The organism is Streptomyces sp. NPDC020731, from assembly GCF_044334705.1.
In the GTDB taxonomy this organism is placed as follows: domain Bacteria; phylum Actinomycetota; class Actinomycetes; order Streptomycetales; family Streptomycetaceae; genus Streptomyces.
On record NZ_JBIRTN010000009.1, the window covers coordinates 141,610 to 163,279 of the forward strand.

18 protein-coding genes are annotated in these 21,670 nt (G+C 71.9%); 8 read left to right on the top strand and 10 right to left on the bottom strand.

Features of this window, described 5'->3' with window-relative positions; genetic code table 11:
- Window positions 1-169 precede the first annotated feature (169 nt).
- The 9 genes from ACH4VX_RS16025 to rsmI all read right to left on the bottom strand — a co-directional run bounded on the left by ACH4VX_RS16025 (window position 170) and on the right by rsmI (window position 11,315).
- Window positions 170-850 (bottom strand): LuxR C-terminal-related transcriptional regulator, encoded by a 681-nt coding sequence (locus tag ACH4VX_RS16025; RefSeq protein ID WP_398368012.1) that lies wholly within the window; start codon window positions 848-850, stop codon window positions 170-172.
- A 206-nt stretch (window positions 851-1,056) separates the two neighbouring features.
- On the bottom strand, window positions 1,057-2,889 hold the full coding sequence (locus tag ACH4VX_RS16030; RefSeq protein WP_398368013.1) for a PQQ-binding-like beta-propeller repeat protein: 1,833 nt from the start codon (window positions 2,887-2,889) through the stop codon (window positions 1,057-1,059).
- A gap of 58 nt (window positions 2,890-2,947) precedes the next feature.
- On the bottom strand, window positions 2,948-4,681 hold the full coding sequence (locus ACH4VX_RS16035) for a PQQ-binding-like beta-propeller repeat protein (RefSeq protein ID WP_398368014.1): 1,734 nt from the start codon (window positions 4,679-4,681) through the stop codon (window positions 2,948-2,950).
- Window positions 4,682-4,950: 269 nt separating this feature from the next.
- Window positions 4,951-6,759, bottom strand: coding sequence for an ABC-F family ATP-binding cassette domain-containing protein (locus tag ACH4VX_RS16040; protein ID WP_398368015.1), 1,809 nt, complete (start codon window positions 6,757-6,759; stop codon window positions 4,951-4,953).
- Window positions 6,760-7,064: 305 nt separating this feature from the next.
- The gene (locus ACH4VX_RS16045; RefSeq protein WP_398368016.1) at window positions 7,065-7,958 is read right to left on the bottom strand and encodes a 4-(cytidine 5'-diphospho)-2-C-methyl-D-erythritol kinase; all 894 of its coding nucleotides are present in this window, start codon (window positions 7,956-7,958) and stop codon (window positions 7,065-7,067) included.
- Window positions 7,955-8,863 (bottom strand): 16S rRNA (adenine(1518)-N(6)/adenine(1519)-N(6))-dimethyltransferase RsmA, encoded by a 909-nt coding sequence (gene rsmA, locus ACH4VX_RS16050; protein ID WP_398368017.1) that lies wholly within the window; start codon window positions 8,861-8,863, stop codon window positions 7,955-7,957. The genes ACH4VX_RS16045 and rsmA overlap by 4 nt, the downstream gene beginning before the upstream one ends.
- A gap of 34 nt (window positions 8,864-8,897) precedes the next feature.
- Window positions 8,898-9,788, bottom strand: a complete 891-nt coding sequence (locus tag ACH4VX_RS16055; RefSeq protein ID WP_398368018.1) for a TatD family hydrolase — start codon at window positions 9,786-9,788, stop codon at window positions 8,898-8,900.
- 30 nt (window positions 9,789-9,818) lie between these two features.
- Window positions 9,819-10,226: a hypothetical protein gene (locus ACH4VX_RS16060; RefSeq protein ID WP_398368019.1), complete on the bottom strand. Its 408-nt coding sequence runs from the start codon at window positions 10,224-10,226 to the stop codon at window positions 9,819-9,821.
- Window positions 10,227-10,466: 240 nt separating this feature from the next.
- Window positions 10,467-11,315: a 16S rRNA (cytidine(1402)-2'-O)-methyltransferase gene (rsmI, locus tag ACH4VX_RS16065; protein ID WP_398368020.1), complete on the bottom strand. Its 849-nt coding sequence runs from the start codon at window positions 11,313-11,315 to the stop codon at window positions 10,467-10,469.
- Window positions 11,316-11,400: 85 nt separating this feature from the next.
- Between rsmI and ACH4VX_RS16070 the strand changes: the two genes are divergently transcribed.
- The 3 genes from ACH4VX_RS16070 to ACH4VX_RS16080 all read left to right on the top strand — a co-directional run bounded on the left by ACH4VX_RS16070 (window position 11,401) and on the right by ACH4VX_RS16080 (window position 16,745).
- Window positions 11,401-13,176 (top strand): dolichyl-phosphate-mannose--protein mannosyltransferase, encoded by a 1,776-nt coding sequence (locus tag ACH4VX_RS16070; protein ID WP_398368021.1) that lies wholly within the window; start codon window positions 11,401-11,403, stop codon window positions 13,174-13,176.
- A 148-nt stretch (window positions 13,177-13,324) separates the two neighbouring features.
- A complete protein-coding gene (locus ACH4VX_RS16075) occupies window positions 13,325-14,971 on the top strand; it encodes a penicillin-binding transpeptidase domain-containing protein (RefSeq protein ID WP_398368022.1) in 1,647 nt (548 codons plus the stop codon).
- A 106-nt stretch (window positions 14,972-15,077) separates the two neighbouring features.
- Entirely contained in the window at window positions 15,078-16,745 is a 1,668-nt protein-coding gene (locus ACH4VX_RS16080; protein WP_398368023.1) for a penicillin-binding transpeptidase domain-containing protein, read from the top strand.
- A gap of 13 nt (window positions 16,746-16,758) precedes the next feature.
- On the opposite strand, the gene ACH4VX_RS16085 is transcribed toward ACH4VX_RS16080, so the two are convergent.
- Entirely contained in the window at window positions 16,759-17,112 is a 354-nt protein-coding gene (locus tag ACH4VX_RS16085; protein ID WP_398368024.1) for an SsgA family sporulation/cell division regulator, read from the bottom strand.
- A gap of 190 nt (window positions 17,113-17,302) precedes the next feature.
- Between ACH4VX_RS16085 and ACH4VX_RS16090 the strand changes: the two genes are divergently transcribed.
- The 5 genes from ACH4VX_RS16090 (at window position 17,303) to ACH4VX_RS16110 (ending at window position 21,640) form a co-directional block, all read left to right on the top strand.
- Window positions 17,303-18,367 (top strand): energy-coupling factor ABC transporter permease, encoded by a 1,065-nt coding sequence (locus tag ACH4VX_RS16090; RefSeq protein ID WP_398368025.1) that lies wholly within the window; start codon window positions 17,303-17,305, stop codon window positions 18,365-18,367.
- Between the two features lies 1 nt (window position 18,368).
- Window positions 18,369-19,130, top strand: coding sequence for a cobalt ECF transporter T component CbiQ (gene cbiQ, locus ACH4VX_RS16095; protein ID WP_398368026.1), 762 nt, complete (start codon window positions 18,369-18,371; stop codon window positions 19,128-19,130).
- Window positions 19,118-19,888 (top strand): energy-coupling factor ABC transporter ATP-binding protein, encoded by a 771-nt coding sequence (locus ACH4VX_RS16100; protein WP_398368027.1) that lies wholly within the window; start codon window positions 19,118-19,120, stop codon window positions 19,886-19,888. The genes cbiQ and ACH4VX_RS16100 overlap by 13 nt, the downstream gene beginning before the upstream one ends.
- A gap of 11 nt (window positions 19,889-19,899) precedes the next feature.
- Window positions 19,900-20,361 (top strand): MarR family winged helix-turn-helix transcriptional regulator, encoded by a 462-nt coding sequence (locus tag ACH4VX_RS16105; protein WP_398368028.1) that lies wholly within the window; start codon window positions 19,900-19,902, stop codon window positions 20,359-20,361.
- A gap of 118 nt (window positions 20,362-20,479) precedes the next feature.
- Window positions 20,480-21,640 (top strand): serine hydrolase domain-containing protein, encoded by a 1,161-nt coding sequence (locus ACH4VX_RS16110; RefSeq protein ID WP_398368029.1) that lies wholly within the window; start codon window positions 20,480-20,482, stop codon window positions 21,638-21,640.
- Window positions 21,641-21,670: the final 30 nt, after the last annotated feature.

Sequence of the window (21,670 nt, forward strand, 5' to 3'; positions counted from 1 at the left end):
GCGGCAGCTGCCCGCGGGAGTGGCGGCGCGGCTGCCCGCGGGAACGGCGGCGGCTGCCCGCGGGAGTACAGCCGTCTGTGACGGGGTGGGAGTGGCCGTCCGCAGAGGTCGGTGCGTGCGCGCCCCCGATCCACCCACCGGACCCCGGACCCGGACCCGCACCGCAGGTCTAAGCGCTGCCCCCCACCGGGCCCGCGCGGTCGAGCAGGCCCGTCCGGGCGGCCAGGGCCGCCGCCTCCAGGCGGGAGCCCACGCCCAGTTTCATCAGGACCCGCTGGACATGCGTCCGGGCCGTGGACGGTGCGATGCCCATGCCCGCCGCGATCAGCCGGGTGTCCTCCCCGTCGGCGACCCGCACCAGCACCTCCACCTCCCGAGGCGTCAGCATCTGCAACAACCGCGCCCCCTCGTCGTCCGGCTGCGCCGCAGGATTCAGCAGTTCCCCGAACGCCCCCTGCAACAACTGCGGCGCCACGGCGGCCTCCCCCGCCCGCGCCTTCATGATCGCCCGCTCGACCCCCTCTATGCGCTCGTCGTGCCGCACGTATCCCGACGCCCCCGCCGCGAACGCCGCCGCGATGCCCCGCGGCGACGGCACCGGCCCCAGCACGACCACCGCCACCTGCGCCCGCTCCCGCTTGATCTTCACCACCGGGTCGAACGCCCCCGCCTCCGCCGGCGCCGCCGTACCCAGCAGACACACCTCGGGCGCCCTGCTGATCACCAGATCCGCCGCCCCGGAAGCCGGCGCCGCAGCCGCCAGCACCCGGTGCCCCCGCAGCTTCAACGCCGAGGCCAACGCCTCGGCGAGCAATCGGTGGTCGTCGACCACCATCAGCCGCACTCCCATCGAACAACCAACCCCCCATGACAACGCACCCCCGGATGCCCCCGGAAGCTACACGCTTGTTCGACGTTGCGCTCCCCCTACCGGCGAGAATCGCCCCGGATCGCCGAAATTCTCGCATTCGACGGCGATGGGCACCTGATGAGCGATAAGCCCGCGGCCCCGTCCCTGACCAGGGACGGGGCCGCGATGACAAAGAAACCGAACGATCAACTCGTACCGAAAGCGATCACCGAATACTCCTTCTCGTCCGAAGACGACGAGAAGTCACTGGCGTACACACCGGACATGTACAGACCGCCCTTCGAGAACAGGATCTCCGCGTATTCCGGGGACATCCGCGCCTCCACGTCCCGCACGGCCTCCGTCGCCGGATTCTCCATCAGCTTCGTCTGCTTGAAGGTCCCGCCGTCGATGCTGACGATCTGCCCGCCCTTGTCGTACGGCGGGCGCTTGTACGCCAGCACGTTGCCGCCGTCCATCCGCAGCGGAGTGATCGTGTAGCCGTCACCCGCGTCGGCACGCTGACCGGTCTGCTTGCCGGTCGCCAGGTCGAAGGCGACGACCTCGTTGGTCTGGCTGTACGACTCCCCGGCGCCGTCGTGCTCCTCGGTCGCGATGTACAGCCGGTCCTTGCCGACCGCCAGCCCGCTGCACTTCTCCAGCTTGTAGATGGCGTCGCAGCGGGCCGCGTACTCCTCGCCCGGTGCGGAGATGCGCGTGCGCAGCTTGCCGGTCTTGTTGTCGATGGAGAAGAAGTCCGAGATGCCACTGCCGTCACCCGCGGAGTCACCGACGTCTGCGGCCACGACCAGCGGATCGGTAGAGACGACGGCGGCGTACTCGATGCCCTCGTCCATCTTGTACTCGGTGATCACCTTCCCGGTCTTCGGGTCGATGGTCTGGATGTGCAGCTGCCGCTGCTCGTACGTGCCGCACTTGCGCACCGCGACGAGCTTCTCGCCGCCGCCGTACCCGGAGTCGTAGCAGGAGTCGGACGTCTTGGGCGCCCACAGCTGCTTGCCGGAGGCGATCTCCCAGGCGGCGCCGCCGCTGGTGCTGCCCCCTGCGACGGTACCGCCGCTGATCGTGACGTTGTTGAAGCTGATCGGCATGGTGCCGGACTTGGCGTTCTTGGCCCACACCTGCTTGCCGGCCTCCAGGTCGATCACCGCGACCTGCGTGCAGGACTGCGGGTTCTCCTTGGTCGGCATGGCGGGCTTGAAGGTGATCGCCGTCTTGTTGTCCTCGGTGACGCGGTTGGTGGCCTCGCACACCGGTCCGGGCAGGTCGATCGTCCATTTCTCGGTGCCCTTGGCACGGTCGTAGCCGACGATCTCGGCGATCCCGCTCTTGGCGTACACCGTGTCGGTCAGCCAGGAACCGGAGGTGGAGATGCTCGTGACGCCCTTGGGGACCTTGGGCGCGGGCACCTGGAACAGCACCTTGGAGCCGGTGTCGGCCGGCGCCTTCTCCTCGGCGCCGGAGGAACTGTCGCCTCCCCCGCCGCCGTTCGTCCTGTTCTTGCCCTCGCCGGTCTCCGCGGTGTTCTTCTTGTCGTCGTCCTTGCCGGACGACGACGCGTACCAGACACCGCCACCGACGATCAGGGCGATGGCCACGACCGCCGAGACGATGATGGCGGCCTGCGCGTTGAACTTCTTCCCGCCACCCCCCGGTTGCGGCTGCATCGGCATGGTCGGCGGCTGCGGGTACCCGTACCCGGGCTGCCCGTAACCGGGCTGCCCGTATGCCCCCGGCTGCCCGTACGCCCCCGGCTGCGGCTGCCCCGGATACCCGTACCCGGCGGCCGGCGGCTGCTGCGGGTACCCGTACCCGGGCCCCTGCGGAGCCGGCGGCGGCGTGGCCGGAGGGGTCTGCGGGGTCGGCGGGGTCTGCGGATACCCGTATCCGGGCTCGGGGGCCTTGTTGAGATCAGGCCCACCGGGAGCGGACGGCGGCTGCGCGGACGGCGGCTGCGGCGGCCCGAACCCCGGCTGCTGCGGAGGCTGGTTGGGCGGCGGAGGCGGTGGCTGGGTCATGACGTGAGTACCTCGGAGAAGGGGACGACGGGCGACGGAAAGGGGACGGGTACGACCCTCACTTGCCGTAGGCGAGCATCAACTTCTCCTTCGACTCGTCATTGCCGGTCAGTCGTGTGGTCGAGATGTAGAAGCGTCCGTCGACCCAGTCGATCGACTTGCTGAAGAAGCTGTTCTCGACGTCCGCGACGCCCTGCGGGTTCTGCATCAGCTCGGCCGGCTTGTGGTCGCTGCCGCTGACGGGGATGGCCACGACCTGCCCGCCCGCGTCGTACGACGGCTCGACGTAGGCGATGAGCTTGCCGCCCTCGACCTTCACGGGCTGCATGGACTCCTCGGCCGGGGACTTGACCCGCCACCGCTCCTTGCCGTTGTCGAGGCTGATGGCGACGATCTCGTTGGCCCCGGTGGTCGCCTCGGTGGGCAGGTAGAGGGTGTTCCCGTCGACGACGGCGCCCTCGCAGCCCTGGAGGTCGCGCGCGAGGATGGCCCAGCCGCAGCCGGGGGCGAAGTCCTCGTCGACGGTGACCTGGGAGCGGAACTTGCCGCTGCCGGTGAAGGCGGAGATGTTCCAGGCCTTCTTGTCCTCGTTGGTGCTGTAGATGACCACCGGGTCGACGGAGTAGGCGCGCTCGATGCGCCACCCCTTGTCGAACGGCTGGGTCCACTTCACCTTGCCGGTCTTCGGGTCGAGCTCCCGGAGCTCGTCGTGCTCGTTGGTGCCGCCGGCGCCGCAGGACGCGACCTGGAGCAGCCGCTCACCGCCCGCGAAGGCGGCGGGGAAGCAGGGGGCGTCGCCGTACTTCTTCGCGTCGAACAGCTTCTTGCCGCTGGTCACGTCGTACGCCGTGCCGGACTGCGAGCGGCCCACCATCAGTGTGTTGCCGGTGAGGGACATCTCGATGGAGAGCACGGAGTCGAACAGCGCGCCCTCGGCGACTTCCTGGGTCCAGCCCTTCTCGCCGGTGTTGAGGTCGACGAGCTGCAGCTGGTTGCACTTGGCGCTGTCGCTCTTGCCGCTCTTGTAGGCGATGACGACCTTGTCGTCGGCCGTCTTCGCCTCCGTGACCGCGCATATCTCCTGCGGGAAGGCGATGGTGTCCCAGGTGGGCTCGCCGTCACCGACGTTGTAGGCGGAGAGCTCCTTGTAGGCGGCCTTCACGGCCGTCTTCTCGGTGACCCACATGCCGGGGGCGTCGGCGCCGGAACCGGGCGCGTCGGGCGCCTCCTTGTACCAGAGCACCTTGGACTCACCGTCCTGGCGGCCCTCGTTGAGGTTCTCCGGGTCCTCGCCGCCGTCACCGCTGCCGTCGCCCGGGTTGACCGGGGCGCCGGACGAGCCACCCGGCTCGGGGGCGTCGGTCTGCTTGGCGACGGGCTTCTTGTCCTTCTTGCCGTCGTCACCGGAGACGGCCCACACGGTGCCGCCGATCACCAGCAGCGCGGCCACGGCGGCGCCGATGATCATGGCGGGCTTACCCTTGAAGGGGCTGCGGGAGCCGGGCCCGCCGGGCGGTGGCGTGCCGGGCGCCCCGGGGAACTGCGGCTGCGGCGGGTATCCGTACCCGGGCTGCTGCCCGTACGGCCCCGGCTGCTGCGGCTGTCCGTAGGGCCCGGAGGCGTACGGCCCGGAGTTGTACGGTCCCGGCTGCTGCGGATACCCGTATCCGGGCTGTGGCGGACCCTGCGGAGGCGGAGGGGGCGTCTGCGGAGCCCCGAAGCCACCCCCCGGCGGCGGATCCTGCGGTGCTCCGAAGCCACCCTGCGGCGGCTGGTTCGGCGGCTGCGTCATCAGCGCGTCCCCCCTTGCTCACTGATTTTTAGCCACGCCCTGAGGTACGCGATGAACCCAGAGTCGTCTTCAGACGTTTCTCAGACGGGCCCCTTTCTATCACCCGGTACCGACACGCCACCGGGCCGCGTCCTCCCCTGTTCCCAAGGGAGGACCGGCCCGTGATGCCCCTGTTACGCGCGGGGGTCCGGGGGGGGGATCCCCCCGGAAAGCACAGCACGCCCTCTTCACTCCACGCGCGCCCCCGGCACGCGGACGGGCCGGGTGGCTCAGGCGTCCTCCGCCAGTTCCAGCCAGCGCAGTTCCAGCTCGTCCCGCTGTCCGGCCAGTTCCCGCAACTCGGCGTCGAGTCCGGCCACCTTCGCGAAGTCGGTGGCGTGCTCGGCGATGGCGGCGTGCAGCTTGGTCTCCTTCTCGGAGACCTTGTCCAGCTGCCGCTCGATCTTCTGCAGTTCCTTCTTGGCGGCGCGCTGGTCGGCGGCGCTCCTCTCCGGCGCGGAACCCTGAGGCACCGCGGCCAAAACGGCGGCCGCGGCAGCCTCCTCCATCCGCTTGCGGCGCTCCAGGTACTCGTCGATCCCGCGCGGCAGCATCCGCAGGGTGCCGTCGCCGAGGAGGGCGAACACCCGGTCGGTGGTGCGCTCGACGAAGAACCGGTCGTGGGAGATGACGATCATCGAGCCGGGCCAGCCGTCGAGGACGTCCTCGAGCTGGGTGAGGGTCTCGATGTCGAGGTCGTTGGTGGGCTCGTCGAGGAAGAGGACGTTGGGCTCGTCCATCAGCAGCCGCAGCAGCTGCAGCCGCCGCCGCTCACCGCCGGACAGGTCCCCGACCGGCGTCCACTGCTTGTCCTTGTTGAAGCCGAACGTCTCGCACAGCTGCCCGGCGGTCATCTCCCGCCCCTTGCCGAGGTCGACGCGCTCCCGCACCGCCTGTACGGCCTGGAGCACCCGCCAGGTGGGGTCGAGTTCGGCGACCTCCTGGGAGAGATAGGCGAGCTTGACCGTCCTGCCCACCCGGACCCGGCCGCCCGCGGGCTGGACCTCGCCCTCGCTGCGGGCCGCTTCCGCCAGCGCCCGCAGCAGGGACGTCTTCCCGGCGCCGTTGACCCCGACCAGACCGATACGGTCCCCGGGCCCGAGCTGCCAGGTGATGTGCTCGAGCAGCACCTTGGGCCCGGCATGGACCGTGACGTCCTCCAGGTCGAACACCGTCCTGCCGAGCCGCGAGGAGGCGAACTTCATCAGCTCGCTGCTGTCGCGCGGCGGCGGCACGTCCTTGATCAGCTCGTTGGCGGCCTCCACGCGAAAGCGCGGCTTGGACGTCCGCGCGGGAGCGCCGCGCCGCAGCCAGGCCAGCTCCTTGCGGACCAGGTTCTGCCGCTTGACCTCCTCGGTGGCGGCGATGCGCTCACGCTCCGCGCGGGCGAAGACGTAGTCGGAGTAACCGCCCTCGTACTCGTACACGTCACCGCGCTGCACGTCCCACATGCGGGTGCAGACCTGGTCGAGGAACCAGCGGTCGTGGGTGACGCACACGAGCGCGGAGCGCCGCTCGCGCAGGTGCTGGGCGAGCCAGGCGATGCCCTCGACGTCGAGGTGGTTCGTCGGCTCGTCGAGGACGACCAGGTCCTGCTCCTCGATGAGCAGCTTGGCGAGCGCGATCCGCCGCCGCTCACCGCCGGACAGCGGCCCGATGACGGTGTCCAGGCCCTTGGGGAACCCGGGCAGGTCCAGCCCGCCGAACAGCCCGGTCAGTACGTCCCTGACCTTGGCGTTCCCGGCCCACTCGTGGTCGGCCATGTCCCCGATGACCTCGTGCCGGACGGTCGCCCCGGGGTCGAGGGAGTCGTGTTGGGTGAGCACCCCGATCCGCAGCCCGCCGGAGTGCGTCACCCGCCCGGTGTCGGCCTCCTCCAGCCGGGCCAGCATCCGGATGAGGGTGGTCTTGCCGTCCCCGTTGCGCCCCACGACCCCGATCCGGTCCCCTTCGGAGACGCCGAGGGAAATTCCGTCGAGCAGCGCACGCGTCCCGTACACCTTGCTGACGTTCTCGACATTGACCAGATTGACGGCCATTACTCTCCTGCCCGGTGGATCGATCAGCTTTCAAGCGTAGGCCCTGCCGGAGGGCGGCCGGAACGCGAGGGGACGGTCACCCCCTGTAATGACGTGATCGGAAACGGACGGCTACCGTGGAGGGCAGGCAGCAGGATCCCGTCCAGGGACGGAACCACCGGCCGCCCTCTCATCCATGTCTACGAGCTCGACCCGATGACGCAGTCCTACGTACACATGGGTTGGCATCGCGACCGGATCAAGGTCGACAAGCCTTCCACCATCGCCATCGGCCTGGGCCCGGTCGAAACGCGGCCCTGAGCGCTTCAGACGACCGTCGCACCCGGTACGGGACCTGCCGCCGCACGCACCGTGCGGCAGGTGCCGGAGGCCCGCAGGGCGTCCGCGATCCCGTCCGCCGCTTCCGCGTCCCGGGCGAGGAACGCCGTGGTCGGCCCCGACCCCGACACCAGCGAGGCCAGCGCCCCCGCCGCCCGCCCCGCCGCGAGCGTGTCCGCCAGCTCGGGGAACAGCGACAGCGCAGCCGGCTGAAGGTCGTTGGAGACGGCGGCGGCGAGCGCGTCGGCGTCCCCCTTGGCGAGCGCGTCGAGCAGTTCCTGCGAGGCCACGGGCTCGGGAATCTCCGACCCCTCCCCCAGCCGGTCGAACTCCCGGAACACCGCCGGTGTCGACAGCCCCCGCGAGGCCATCGCGAACACCCAGTGGAAGGTGCCCCCCACCTCCAGCTCCGTCAGCCTCTCGCCCCGCCCGGTGCCCAGCGCCGCCCCTCCCACCAGGCTGAACGGCACATCACTGCCCAGCTCGGCGCAGATGTCGAGGAGCTCTTCGCGCGAGGCGCCCGTCCCCCACAGCGCGTCGCACGCGAGCAGCGCGCCCGCGCCGTCCGCGCTGCCGCCCGCCATGCCACCGGCGACGGGGATGTCCTTGGCGATGTGGATGTGCACGTCCGCGTCACGGCCGTACCGCTCGGCGAGCACCAGGGCGGCGCGGGCGGCGAGGTTCGTGCGGTCCAGGGGGACCTGGCCGGCGTCGGGGCCGGCACAGGTCACACGCAGCTCGTCGGCGCCGGTGACCGTGACCTCGTCGTACAGCCCCACCGCGAGGAAGACGTTGGCCAGGTCGTGGAAGCCGTCGGGCCGCGCCGCGCCGACCGCGAGCTGGACGTTGACCTTGGCGGGGACGCGAACGGTGACGCTCACTGCTGACCCTGCTCCTTGTTCCCGGCGTTCTTGGCGCTCTTGGCGTTCCCGGCGTTCTCGGCGATGCGCGCGAACTCCTCGACGGTCAGCGACTCGCCCCGGGCCTGCGGCGACACCCCGGCGGCGACCAGGGCGGCCTCCGCCGCCGCCGCCGAACCGGCCCACCCGGCCAGCGCGGCCCGCAGCGTCTTGCGGCGCTGGGCGAAGGCCGCGTCCACGACGGCGAACACCTCGCGCCGGGAGGCGCCGGTCTTCAGCGGCTCCGCGCGGCGGACCAGCGAGACCAGCCCGCTGTCGACGTTCGGCGCGGGCCAGAAGACGTTCCGCCCGATGGCCCCGGCCCGCTTGACCTCCGCGTACCAGTTGGCCTTGACCGAGGGCACTCCGTACACCTTCGAGCCGGGCGGGGCGGCGAGCCGGTCGGCGACCTCCGACTGGACCATGACGAGGGTGCGCTCGATGCTCGGGAAATTCTCGAGCATGTGCAGCAGCACCGGGACGGCCACGTTGTAGGGCAGGTTCGCGACCAGCGCGGTCGGGGCGGGGCCCGGCAGCTCGGTGACGTGCATCGCGTCGGAGTGGACCAGGGCGAACCGCTCGGCCCGTCCGGGCATGCGGGCGGCGACGGTCGCGGGCAGCGCGGCGGCGAGGACGTCGTCGATCTCGACGGCGGTGACCCGGTCGGCGGCCTCCAGCAGCGCCAGCGTGAGCGAGCCGAGCCCCGGGCCGACCTCGACGACCACGTCGTCGGGGCGGACCTCGGCGATGCGCACGATACGGCGGACCGTGTTGGCGTCGATGACGAAGTTCTGGCCGCGCTGCTTGGTGGGCCGCACGCCGAGGGCGGCCGCCAGTTCGCGGACGTCGGCGGGGCCCAGGAGGGCGTCGGGGGTGGGACTGGTCACGGGACAAGGGTACGGGGCACGGGGACCCCGCAGGTCACGCCTGTGGATAACCGAAGGCGCGGGCCGTGTTCGCTCCGAGGGCGGCGGCGAGGGTGTCCTCGTCGACGCCCCGTACGGCCGCCATGGCGCGCACGGTCACCGGCACCAGGTACGGGGCGCCCGGCCGGCCCCGGTACGGCACCGGCGTCAGGAACGGCGCGTCGGTCTCCACCAGGACCAGCTCCAGCGGGGCCACGGCGAGCGCGTCCCGCAGGTTCTGCGCGTTCTTGAAGGTGACGTTGCCGGCGAACGACATGTAGTACCCGGCGCTCGCGCAGATCTCCGCCATCTCGGCGTCCCCGGAGTAGCAGTGGAAGACGGTGCGCTCGGGGGCGCCCTCCTCCTTCAGCACGCGCAGGACGTCGGCGTGGGCGTCGCGGTCGTGGATGACGAGGGCCTTGCCGTGCCGCTTGGCGATCTCGATGTGGGCGCGGAAGGACCGCTCCTGCGCCTCCTTGCCCTCCGGTCCGGTGCGGAAGTGGTCGAGCCCGGTCTCGCCGACGCCCTTGACCTGGGGCAGCGCGGCCAGCCGGTCGATCTCGGCGAGCGCCTCGTCCAGTGCCGCGTCCCCGCCCGGCTCGCGGGCACCCTGCCGGGACCAGCCGTCCGGGTCCCCGTGCACGATGCGGGGCGCTTCATTGGGGTGCAGCGCGACGGTCGCGTGCACGGCGCCGTGGGCCGCCGCCGTCCGAGCCGCCCACCGGGACCCCTCGAGGTCGCAGCCGACCTGCACCACGGTCGTCACACCCACCGACGCGGCCTTGGCGAGGGCCTCCTCCACGGTGCCGGACTGCATGTCGAGGTGGGTGTGCGAGTCCGCGACCGGCACCCGCAGGGGCTCCGGGAGCGGCGGGGCGGCGTTCTTGTCGGGGGCGTTCGAAGACATGCCCCCGATCCTACGGAAGCGGCGCGGGCGTCAGCCGGCCCTGCGGAAGGGGTGCAGCAGCCTGGAGAGCCGCCAGTGGTGATGCTCCTCCACCGGCCCTGCTCCCCCGGGCTCCCACACCGCCTCGACGGGCCCGGCGGGCGGCACCCGGCGCTCGCGGTGGGCGGCGTCCCGCGCGGAGGCGACCCGGCCCGGCCGCATGATCCGTACGACGTGGCCGTCGCAGTTCTGGCACGTCGGCCGGTTCAGCGGGGAGGGGACGATCCGGCCGTCCGCCACGTACATCACGAAGTCGTGGCCGTCGGCGTCGGTGTGGTGCTCTATCTCGTACGACTGCTCCCAGCCGTACCCGCAGCGCATACAGGCGAAGGAGTACGACTCGTTGACGACGGCGGTGGCGCCCGCGCGCAGCGCGGCCTGCCCGGTGATCTCGGTCATCCCGACTCCTGTCGGTCCGCTGGAGGGACGGATCCGTCCCGGTTCCCAGTGGACTGCTCCACGGCCGCGAGCGCAGGAGGGGCAGCCGAGTGTTGGCGACGATTTGGTGTCCCCTTGTCCGACCGCCGCGTGGACGGTGCCGGAGCTTTGCCTTCCGCCGGGCCGCTTCACCTGCCCGTGGGGCGCCCGCTCACCGGAGAAGCGACCTGCTCGGAGGCCGCTTCGCGCCCCTGGAGCCGGTCACGCCCCCGCGTTCTTGGCGGCCACCACCGCATCGAAGACCTGCCGCTTCGGAACCCCCGCTTCCACCGCCACCGCCGCGATCGCCTCCTTGCGCCGCTCACCGGCCTCCTCCCGCACCCGCACCCGCCGCACCAGCTCGGCGTCGTCGGTCTCCCCGGCCCCCTTCTCCGGCGCCCCCTCGACCACCACGGTGATCTCCCCGCGCACCCCCTCCGCCGCCCAGGCGGCCAGTTCGGCCAGCGGGCCCCGCTTGACCTCCTCGTACGTCTTGGTCAGCTCCCGGCAGACGGCGGCCCGGCGTTCCCCGCCGAACACCTCGGCCATCGCGGCGAGCGTGTCGTCGAGGCGGTGCGGGGCCTCGAAGTAGACGAGGGTGCGCCGCTCGTCGGCGACCTCGCGCAGCCGTCCCAGCCGCTCGCCGGCCTTCCGGGGCAGGAACCCCTCGAAGCAGAACCGGTCCACGGGCAGCCCGGACAGGGCGAGCGCGGTGAGCACCGCGGACGGCCCCGGCACCGCGGTGACCTTGACGCCCCGTTCGACGGCCGCGGCGACCAGCCGGTAGCCGGGGTCGGACACGGACGGCATCCCGGCGTCCGTCACCAGCAGCACGCGCGCGCCGCCCGCCAGCTCCTCGACCAGCTCGGGCGTGCGGGCGGACTCGTTGCCCTCGAAGTACGACACGACCCGTCCCCCGGGTGTGACGCCGAGCGCCTGGGTGAGGCGCCGCAGCCGCCGCGTGTCCTCGGCGGCGACGACGTCGGCGCCCGCCAGTTCCTCCGCGAGCCGGGGCGGGGCGTCGGAGACGTCGCCGATGGGGGTGCCTGCGAGTACGAGGATTCCGGTCACTCCCCCATCCTCCCAGCACCGGACGGAGGCGGGGCATACCGGCCATGCGCGGGACTCACACAGCGCTGTTCCCTACGATGGCGCGGTGACCAGTACCGCGTCCTCCAGGGACACCCGGCAGGACCGGCCGCCGTACGAAGAGCGGCCGTCGTGGCAGCAGCGGCTGCGCCGTTTCGGCTATCCGGTGTCGGGCCCGGCCAGAAATGACGCCCGCGAGACCGATGTCCGTGCGGACGACGTCCGCGACCGCCTGGTCCCGCCGTACACGGAGCCGTCGAAGCGGCTGTGGGACACGTTCGGGGTGCCGCCGGTGCTCGCGGAGCGCATCACCCGCTGGTCGGGGTGGGGCGGCCCGCTCCTGGTCACGCTGCTGGCGGGCGTGCTCCGGTTCTGGAACCTGGACAGCCCGAAGGCGGTGATATTCGACGAGACGTACTACGCCAAGGACGCGTGGGCGCTGGTCCACCGCGGGTTCGAGGTCAACTGGGGCAAGAACGCCAACGATCTGATCCTCTCGGGCGGTCCCGTCCCCGTCCCGACGGACGCGGCGTACGTCGTGCATCCGCCGGTCGGCAAGTACGTGATCGGGCTGGGCGAGCTGATGTTCGGCTTCGACCCGTTCGGCTGGCGGTTCATGACGGCCCTGCTCGGCACGCTCTCCGTGCTGATGCTGTGCCGGATCGGCCGGCGCCTGTTCCGCTCCACGTTCCTCGGCTGTCTCGCGGGCGCGCTGATGGCGGTGGACGGGCTGCACTTCGTGATGAGCCGGACCTCGCTGCTCGACGGCGTGCTGATGTTCTTCGTGCTCGCGACGTTCGGTGCTCTGGTGGTCGACCGGGACCGGGCGCGGGAGAAGCTCGCCGCGGCGCTGCCCGTGGACGCGGACGGCCGGATCCGCCCGGACGCGTACGTCGCCGAGAACACCCGGATCGGCTTCCGTCCCTGGCGCCTGGCGGCGGGTGTGACGCTGGGTCTGGCGATCGGCACGAAGTGGAACGGCCTCTACATCATGGCCGCGTTCTGTGTGATGGCGGTGCTGTGGGACGTCGGCGCGCGCAGGGTGGCGGGCGCCCGGCGCCCCCGGGTTGCGGTGCTGCGGCGCGACCTGGGCTGGGCGTTCCTGTCGACCGTGCCGGTGGCGGTGGTCACCTACCTCGCCTCCTGGATCGGCTGGATCCTCTCCCCGGCCGACGGCACCGGCGGCTACTACCGCGACTGGGCGGCCAAGGACGGCAAGGACAGCGACTGGTCCTGGCTGTTCCCCGACTGGTGGCGCAGCCTGTGGCACTACGAGAACCAGGTCTACGACTTCCACGTCGGCCTGTCCTCGCCGCACACCTACGAGTCCAACCCCTGGAGCTGGATCGTCACCGGCCGCCCGGTCTCCTACTTCTACGAGTCCCCGGCCCCCGGCACGGACGGCTGCCCGGTCGACGCGGGTGAGAAGTGCGCCCAAGAGGTGCTGGCCCTCGGCACCCCCATGCTGTGGTGGGCGGCCTGCTTCGCGCTCCTGTACGTCCTGTGGCGCTGGCTGCTGCGCCGCGACTGGCGGGCCGGCGCGATCGCCTGCGGCATCGCGGCCGGTTACGCACCCTGGTTCCTGTACCAGGAGCGCACGATCTTCTTCTTCTACGCCGTCGTCTTCCTCCCCTTCCTCTGCCTGGCCGTGGCGATGCTCCTGGGCGCCCTCGTCGGCCCGCCCCGCTCCACCGACACCCGCCGTGTCGCGGGCGCGACGGCGGCGGGCGTGCTGACCCTGCTGATCGCGTGGAACTTCATCTACTTCTGGCCCATCTACACCGGCACCCCGATCCCGATAGACGACTGGCGGGCGCGGATGTGGCTGGACACCTGGGTTTGAGCCGTTCCGGTCGCCGGGTGGATCTCTGTTCGGACAACAAACGGAAACAGCCGCCCCGGTCGTCACCCCCTGCGCATACAGTGCTCACTCACCGGTCTTTTTGAACACGTTCACAAGACGTGGGGGGCCGGCGGAGGGGGAGCGTCCGATGAGCAAGGGGGTCAGGACCGCCGTCATCGGCGGTGTGTTCGCGGTGATGGTGGGCGGGGCCGGGTACGGCGTCTACAACATCGTGTCGGCCGTGAACGGTGACGGGGGGAGCGGCGCGAGCGCCGCGGAGACGAAGAAGTCCGGGCCGCCGGACGCGGCGGAGGTCGAGGAGACCACCAAGAGCTTCTTCGCGGCCTGGGAGAAGGGGCAGGCGTCGCAGGCGGCGTCGTACACGAACAACGCGCAGGAGGCCGGCGCGCTGCTGACGGCGTACGGCGACGACGCCCGCGTGGGCGACGTCGAGATCACGCCCGGGAAGGCCACCGGCACCACCGTGCCGTTCGACGTGAAGGCGACCGTCTCCTACGACGGGAAGTCCGAGCCGCTGAGCTACAGGAGCGAGCTGACCGTCGTGCGCGGGCAGACCACCGGGCGGGCGCTGGTCGGCTGGAAGCCGTCCGTCGTCCACCCGGATCTGAAGGAGGGCGACACCCTCGTCACCGGGGAGGCCGCGCAGCCGCCCATCGAGGCGGTGGACCGTGACGGCACGGTGCTGACGAAGGAGAAGTACCCCTCGCTCGGGCCGATCCTGGACACCCTGCGCCAGAAGTACGGCGAGAAGGCGGGCGGCACCCCCGGCGTCGAGCTGGTGATCAGGCATGCCGAGGGGGCCGCGGGCGAGGCCGCCGCCGACACCCCGCTGCTGACCCTCACCGAGGGCAAGCCGGGCAAGCTGCGCACCACCCTCAGCGCCGGGGCACAGGCCGCGGCCGAGAAGGCGGTGAAGCAGTACGCCAAGTCGTCGGTGGTGGCGGTGAAGCCGAGCACCGGTGAGGTGCTGGCGGTGGCCAACCACCGCGACGACGGGTTCGACGCGGCCTTCCAGGGCCGGGTCGCCCCCGGCTCCACCATGAAGATCATCACCGCCGCCATGCTCATCGACAACGGCGTGACCTCCATGAACGGTCCGGCGCCCTGTCCGTCCACCGCGACCTGGCAGAGCCAGACCTTCAAGAACCTCACCGGCATGCAGCCGAACGAGGGCGCCAGCCTCGCCAACAGCTTCCTGCGCTCCTGCAACACGGCCTTCATCAAGCTCGTCGACGAGGAGCCGCTCGGCGACGCCTCGCTCACCCAGGAGGCGCAGGAGCGGTTCGGGCTCGGCCGGGACGACTGGAAGACCGGCATCGTCTCCTTCGACGGCAGCGTCCCGGCCGTCGCCGGACCGGACCGCGCGGCGAACGCCATCGGCCAGGGACAGGTGCAGATGAACCCGCTGAACATGGCCTCCGTGACGGCCACCGCGATCACCGGCGCCTTCCGCCAGCCGTACCTGGTCTCCCCCGACCTCGACGGCCGGCAGCTGGCGCGGGCGAAGGGGCTCCCGGCGGGCACCGCCACCCAGCTCAAGCAGATGATGCGGCTCACCGCCACCCAGGGCACCGCGCAGGAGGCCATGTCCGGGCTCGGCGGCGACATCGGCGCGAAGACCGGTTCCGCCGAGGTCGACGGCAACGCCACCTCCGACAGCTGGTTCACCGGCTTCCGCAACGACGTGGCGGCGGCGGCCATGGCCCAGCAGGGCGGCCACGGCGGCGACGCGGCCGGCCCGATTGTCGCAGCCGTGCTACGAGCGGCCGGCTGACCGCGCCGGGCACCGGGCGGGACTCTAGGGTGGTGGCCGTCGTTGGCACACGTGAGCGGCACGAGGGCCACGGGGAGCCCGGCGGACAGCGGAGGAACGGGAAGCAGTGGGGAACAGAAGGAACGCCGAGGGGCGCAGGACGAGACCCGCCGTGCTCGGCGGAGTGATCGCCGTGGTCGTCGGCGGCGCGGGGTTCGGCGCCTACGCGCTGCTCGGCGGCGCCTCCGCCGAGGACGGCACCCGGACGTCCTCCGCGCAGCAGGCGGAGGACGTCAGGACCGGTCCGCTGTCCGCCGGTGAGGTCACCGACGCGGCCGAGCGCTTCCTCACCGCCTGGCAGGCCGGGAAGGTGAGCGAGGCGGCCGCCGCCACCGACGACCCGAAGGCCGCGGCCGCCCTGCTGACCGCCTACGCCAAGGACGCCCGGGTCACGGACGTCACCCTCACCGCGGGCACCCCCGCCGGCGGCAAGGTCCCCTTCGCCGTCAAGGGCACGGTGTCGTACAAGGACGTCGGCAAGCCGCTGGCGTACGACAGCGCGTTGACCGTCGTACGCCGGGCCGGGGACGGTGAGCCGCGGGTGGCCTGGCAGCCGGCCGTCGTGCATCCCGAGCTCAAGGACGGCGACAAGCTGGTCACCGGCGAGGCGGGCACCCCGCCGGTCAAGGCGCTGGACCGGGACGGCGGCGAGCTGACCACCGCCGCCTACCCGTCCCTGGGGACGGTGCTGGACGGGCTGCGCGAGAAGTACGGCGAGAAGGCGGGCGGCAAGGCCGGCGTCGAGCTGCGGATCGTCCGCGGCAAGGCGTCGAAGAAGGCGGAGCTGTCCGACAAGACCCTGCTGGAGCTGAGCGAGGGCACGCCCGGCACGGTGCGGACCACGCTGAGCCCCGCCCTGCAGGCCGCCGCCGAGGCGCAGGTGGCGAAGAAGGAGCGGGCGTCGGTGGTGCTGCTGCGCCCGTCGACCGGCGAGATCCTGGCGGTGGCGAACTCCTCGCACGGTTTCAACACCGCGTTCCAGGGTTCGCTCGCACCGGGCTCCACCATGAAGGTGATCACCTCCTCGATGCTGATCGAGAAGGGCCTCGCCTCGATGGACGAGAAGCACCCGTGCCCGAAGTACTTCAGCTACGGCGGCTGGAAGTTCCAGAACGACGACAAGTTCGAGATCAAGGACGGCACGTTCAAGGCGAGCTTCGCCCGCTCCTGCAACACGGCCTTCATCAGCCAGGCGCCCGAGCTGAAGGACGACGACCTGACCAAGCAGGCCCAGCAGGTGTTCGGGCTGGGGAGGAACGACTGGCAGACCGGCGTGCCGACCTTCGACGGCTCGGTACCGGTGCAGTCGGCGGCCCCGATGGCGGCCTCCCTGATCGGCCAGGGCGGGGTGCGGATGAACCCGCTGAACATGGCGTCGGTGTCGGCGACGGTCCAGTCGGGCGTCTTCCACCAGCCGTACCTGGTCTCCCCCGAGGTCGACGGGCGGAAGCTCGCGACGGCCTCGCGCACCCTGTCGGCCGGCACGCTGGCGCAGCTGCGGGAGCTGATGTCGTACACCGCGGCCCACGGCACGGCGGCGGAGGCGATGGCCGGGGTGAGCGGGCAGACCGGTGCCAAGACCGGGTCGGCCGAGGTCGACGGGCAGAAGCAGCCCAACGGCTGGTTCACCGCGTACCGCGGGGACCTGGCGGCCGCGGGCGTGGTCCAGAAGGGCGGTCACGGCGGTTCGACGGCCGGACCGATCGTGGCGGCACTGCTGAGGAGCGCCGGCTGAGCAGGCCGGGGGGTCAGTGCGGGACGGGTTCGGCGGCCGCGTAGGTCCGCCGCAGGAACCGGGTCAGGGTCTTGGTCTCGAACTGCACCACCGACACGCCCCGCGCGGTGTGGAACTCGATCACGGCCTGGACCCGGCCGCACGGCCACACCCGTATCTCGCCCCGGCCCGTGGGGGCGAGCAGGCCCTGTTCCAGCAGCTTCCGGTCGACGACCCACTCGCGGGGCGCGGCGCCCGGAAGGGTCACGCGGACGCAGAGGGGGTCCCGCTCGGGGTCGTAGCGCAGTACCACGGGTACCGCTCCGCGGTCCTCTTCCAGGACGTCGGTGACGATGTGGGCTCGCGCGTACTGCTCGACTACGGACATCGGTGGCCCCTTTGCGCTGCGTCAATCTGCATGAAAGGCGTGCAATCCGTATACCCACCCCCCGTTCAATCGTGCACCCGATCCGGAATTGGCGCGTCCGGGAGGCGCATATCACAGACGAGGTACGCGTGAGGCAGAACAAGCCGCTCGCTCTTGCGCAACGTTTGCAACAGGCCACATCATCGAGTCCGTGCACGCACCTGACGGATTCATCAACGCCCCCGTGTCCGCCGCGGCCGGACTCGTCGCCGCCGGCGCGGTCGCCGTGAGCCTGCGCGGCGCGCGCCGCGAACTCGACGAGCGGACCGCGCCCCTGGCCGGCCTGGTGGCGGCGTTCATCTTCGCCGTACAGATGCTGAACTTCCCCGTCGCGGCGGGAACCAGCGGCCATCTGCTCGGCGGCGCCCTCGCCGCGATCCTCGTCGGCCCCTGCACCGGCGTCCTCTGTGTCTCCGTCGTCCTGCTGATGCAGGCCGTCCTCTTCGCCGACGGCGGGCTGACCGCGCTCGGCGTGAACATCACCGACATGGCGATCGTCACGACGGTCGTCGCCTACGCGCTCTTCCGCGGCCTGGTGAAGGTGTTGCCGCGCACCCGCCGCTCGGTGACCGCCGCGTCCTTCGTCGCCGCCCTCGTCTCCGTCCCGGCCTCCGCCGTCGTCTTCACGCTGCTCTACGCGATCGGCGGCACCGCCGACGTCGCCCTCGGCAAGGTCGCCACCGCCATGGTGGGCGTGCACGTCCTCATCGGCATCGGCGAGGCCGTGATCACCGCCCTGACCGTCGGCGCGGTCATCGCCGTCCGCCCGGACCTGGTGCACGGGGCGCGCGGGCTGACGCAGAAGCTCAAGCTGCGGGTGAACGGCGAGCTGGTCGACGCCCCGGACTCCTCGGAGCCGGAGCCCGTCCCGGCCGCCGCCCGCTCCCACCGGAAGGTCTGGATCACCGGCCTGGTCACCTCCCTGGTCCTCGCCGGGTTCGTCAGCTTCTACGCCTCCGCGAACCCGGACGGCCTGGAGAAGGTCGCCACCGACCACGGCATCGACGAGAAGGCGGAGGAGCACGCGACCGCCGACTCCCCGCTGGCCGACTACGGCGTCAAGGACGTCGACGACGCCCGCCTCTCCGGCGGTCTGGCCGGCGTGATCGGCGTGGGCGTGACGGTCGTCGCGGGCACCGGCGTGTTCTGGGCGGTCCGCAGGCGCCGTACGGACGACACGGCCGACGCCACGTCGCCCACCAACACGAGCGTCTGACGTGGGAGCGGGCCACACCCACCGGCTCTACCGGCACGGGCACTCCCCCGTGCACGCCCTGCCGCCGCACACCAAGCTCGCCGCCGTCTTCGCCTTCGTGGTGGTGGTCGTGTCGACCCCGCGCGAGGCGGTGTGGGCGTTCGCGGTGTACGCCGGACTGCTCGCCCTCGTCGCGTACACCGCCCGCGTCCCGGCCGTCTTCCTGCTCAAGCGGCTGCTGATCGAGGTCCCGTTCGTCGCCTTCGCCGTCCTCCTGCCGTTCGTCGCGGAGGGTGAGCGGATCGACGTCCTGGGGCTGTCGCTGAGCGTGAACGGACTGTGGGGCGCCTGGAACGTGCTGGCCAAGGGCACCCTGGGCGTGGCCGCCTCGGTCCTCCTCTCCTCCACCACCGAGCTGCGCGAACTGCTGCTCGGCCTCCAGCGGCTGAGACTCCCGCCGCTGCTGGTGCAGATCGCCTCCTTCATGGTCCGCTACGGCGATGTCATCGCCGACGAGATGCGGCGGATGAAGATCGCCCGCGAGTCCCGCGGCTTCGAGGCGCGCGGGGTGAAGCACTGGGGCGTCCTCGCCAAGTCGGCGGGCGCGCTGTTCATCCGCTCCTACGAACGCGGCGAGCGGGTGCACCTGGCCATGGTGAGCCGCGGGTACGCCGGTTCGATGCCGGTGATCGACGAGGTGACCGCGGACCGGGCGCAGTGGTCGTACGCCCTCGCCCTCCCCGTGGCCGCCCTCGTCGTCTGTCTGCTGGGATGGACCCTGTGAGTACTGCTTCCCTGGAGGTCTCCGGCCTCGCGTTCGCCTACCCCGACGGCCACCAGGCCCTGTTCGGCGTCGACTTCTCCCTCGCGCGCGGCGAACGGGCCGCGCTGCTCGGCCCGAACGGCGCCGGCAAGACCACCCTCGTCCTCCACCTCAACGGCATCCTGACCGGCGGCACCGGCACGGTGACGGTGGCCGGTCTGCCCGTGGGCAAGCGGCACATGGCGGAGATCCGGCGCCGGGTCGGCATCGTCTTCCAGGACCCCGACGACCAGCTCTTCATGCCGACGGTGCGCGAGGACGTGGCGTTCGGCCCGGCGGCGGCCGGACTCAGGGGGCCCGAGCTGGAGGAGCGGGTGGACCGGGCGCTGGACCGGGTCGGCATGGCGGAGTTCAAGGACCGCCCGCCGCACCACCTCTCCTTCGGCCAGCGGCGCCGGGTGGCCGTGGCGACCGTCCTCGCCATGGAGCCGGAGATCCTGGTCCTGGACGAGCCGTCCTCCAACCTGGACCCCGCCTCCCGCCGCGAACTCGCCGACATCCTGCGCTCCCTGGACGTCACCGTCCTGATGGTCACGCACGACCTGCCCTACGCCCTGGAGCTGTGCCCGCGCTCGCTGATCCTCAGCGACGGCGTGATCGCGGCGGACGGTGCCACGGCGGAGCTGCTCGCCGACGACACCCTGATGCGCGCCCATCGCCTGGAACTTCCCTACGGTTTCGATCCGCGTTCCGTATCTGTCACGCCGGGCCGTCCGTAGACAATGGGCGCGTGACGAACGAGGAGACAGAGGTCTCACTGCTGCTCGACGAGCAACTGTGCTTCGCGCTGTACGCCGCCCACCGCGCGGTGACGGCCGCGTACCGTCCGCTCCTCGACGGACTGGGGCTGACGTATCCGCAGTACCTGGTCCTGCTGGTGCTCTGGGACCGCGGCGAGACGACGGTCAAGGAGCTGGCGTCCGCCCTGCGTCTGGACTACAACACGATGTCGCCGCTGCTGAAGCGGCTGGAGGCGGCCGGTCTGGTCCACCGGGAGCGCGCGGCGCACGACGAGCGCACGGTGCTGATCGCGCTCACCGACCGGGGCGAGGAGCTGCGCGAGCGGGCGGCCGTCCTGCCGAGCGCGCTGCTGTCGGTGGCGGAGCTGACAGGACCGGAGGTCACGCACCTGCGCGAGACGCTGTGGCAGCTGGCCCGCCGCGCGGACGCGGCAGTGGAGCAGGCCCCCTGACCCCCGCCGCAACATCGGCGTAACGATCCCGCCCGGCCGGTGCGGCCCAGGAATCGCAGGCGGAACAAGGCTGTTGAACCCACCGTCAAAGGCGGGCGACGGGAAGGGACCGAGGGACGTGGACGTGCACGGCACTGTGGCCGGGGGCTTCGAGCCGGTCGGGGAGGCGTTCGCGCGGAACTTCGACACGCTCGGGGACCGGGGCGCTGCCGTCGCCGTGTACCGGGACGGACGCAAGGTCGTCGATCTGTGGGCCGGGGTGAAGGACGTCGACGGCACCGAGCCCTGGCAGCGGGACACGGTCCAGGTCGTGCGCTCGGCGACCAAGGGAGTCGCCGCCGCCGTACTCCTGCTGCTGCACCAGCGCGGCGAGCTGGACCTGGACGCGCCGGTCGGCCACCACTGGCCGGAGTTCAAGGCGCACGGCAAGGAGCGGCTGCTGGTCCGGCATGTGCTCGACCACCGTGCCGGGCTCCCCGTCCTCGACCGTCCGTTCACCCCGGACGAGGCGGCCGATCCCGTGCGGGCCGCCGAGGCGGTCGCCGCACAGGCCCCCGTGTGGGAGCCGGGCACCGACCACGGCTACCACGCGCTGACCTACGGCTGGCTGGTCGACGAGCTGGTGCGCCGCGTGACCGGCCGGGGCTGCGGCGAGTGGATCGCGTCGGAGATCGCCGGTCCGCTGGGTCTGGACCTGTGGGTGGGGCTGCCGGACGCGCAGGCCCACCGTGTGGGGACGGTCGGCAGGATCGAGGCGCCCGCGCCGTCCGGGACGCTCCGCGCCCGCCCCAAGCGCTCGGTCACCGACGCCTACGCCGACCCGTCCTCCCTCACCCGCCGCGCCTTCGCGGCGATCACCCCCTTCCCGGACCAGAACGACCCGGTGTTCCGCGCGGCGGCCCTGCCCGCGGCCAACGGGATCGCGACGGCGGACGGACTGGCGCGCTTCTACGCGTCACTGATCGGCCCGGTCGACGGCGTGCGCCTCCTCGAACCGGCCACCGTCGCACTCGCCCGCGCCGAGGAGTCGGCGGGTCCCGACCGGGTGCTGGTCGTCGGCACCCGCTTCGGGCTCGGCTACATGCTGCACGGCGGTGCCTCCCCCCTCCTGGCCCCGGGCTCCTTCGGTCACCCCGGCCGCGGCGGCTCCCTCGGCTTCGCCGACCCGGAGTCGGGCATCGCCTTCGGCTATGTCACCAACGGCTTCCGCAGGACGGTGACGGCGGACCCCAGGGCCCAGGCGCTGATACGGGCGGTACGGCAGGCCCTGACGGCCTAGGAGATGTCGTTTGGATCTTGCCGGGGTCGC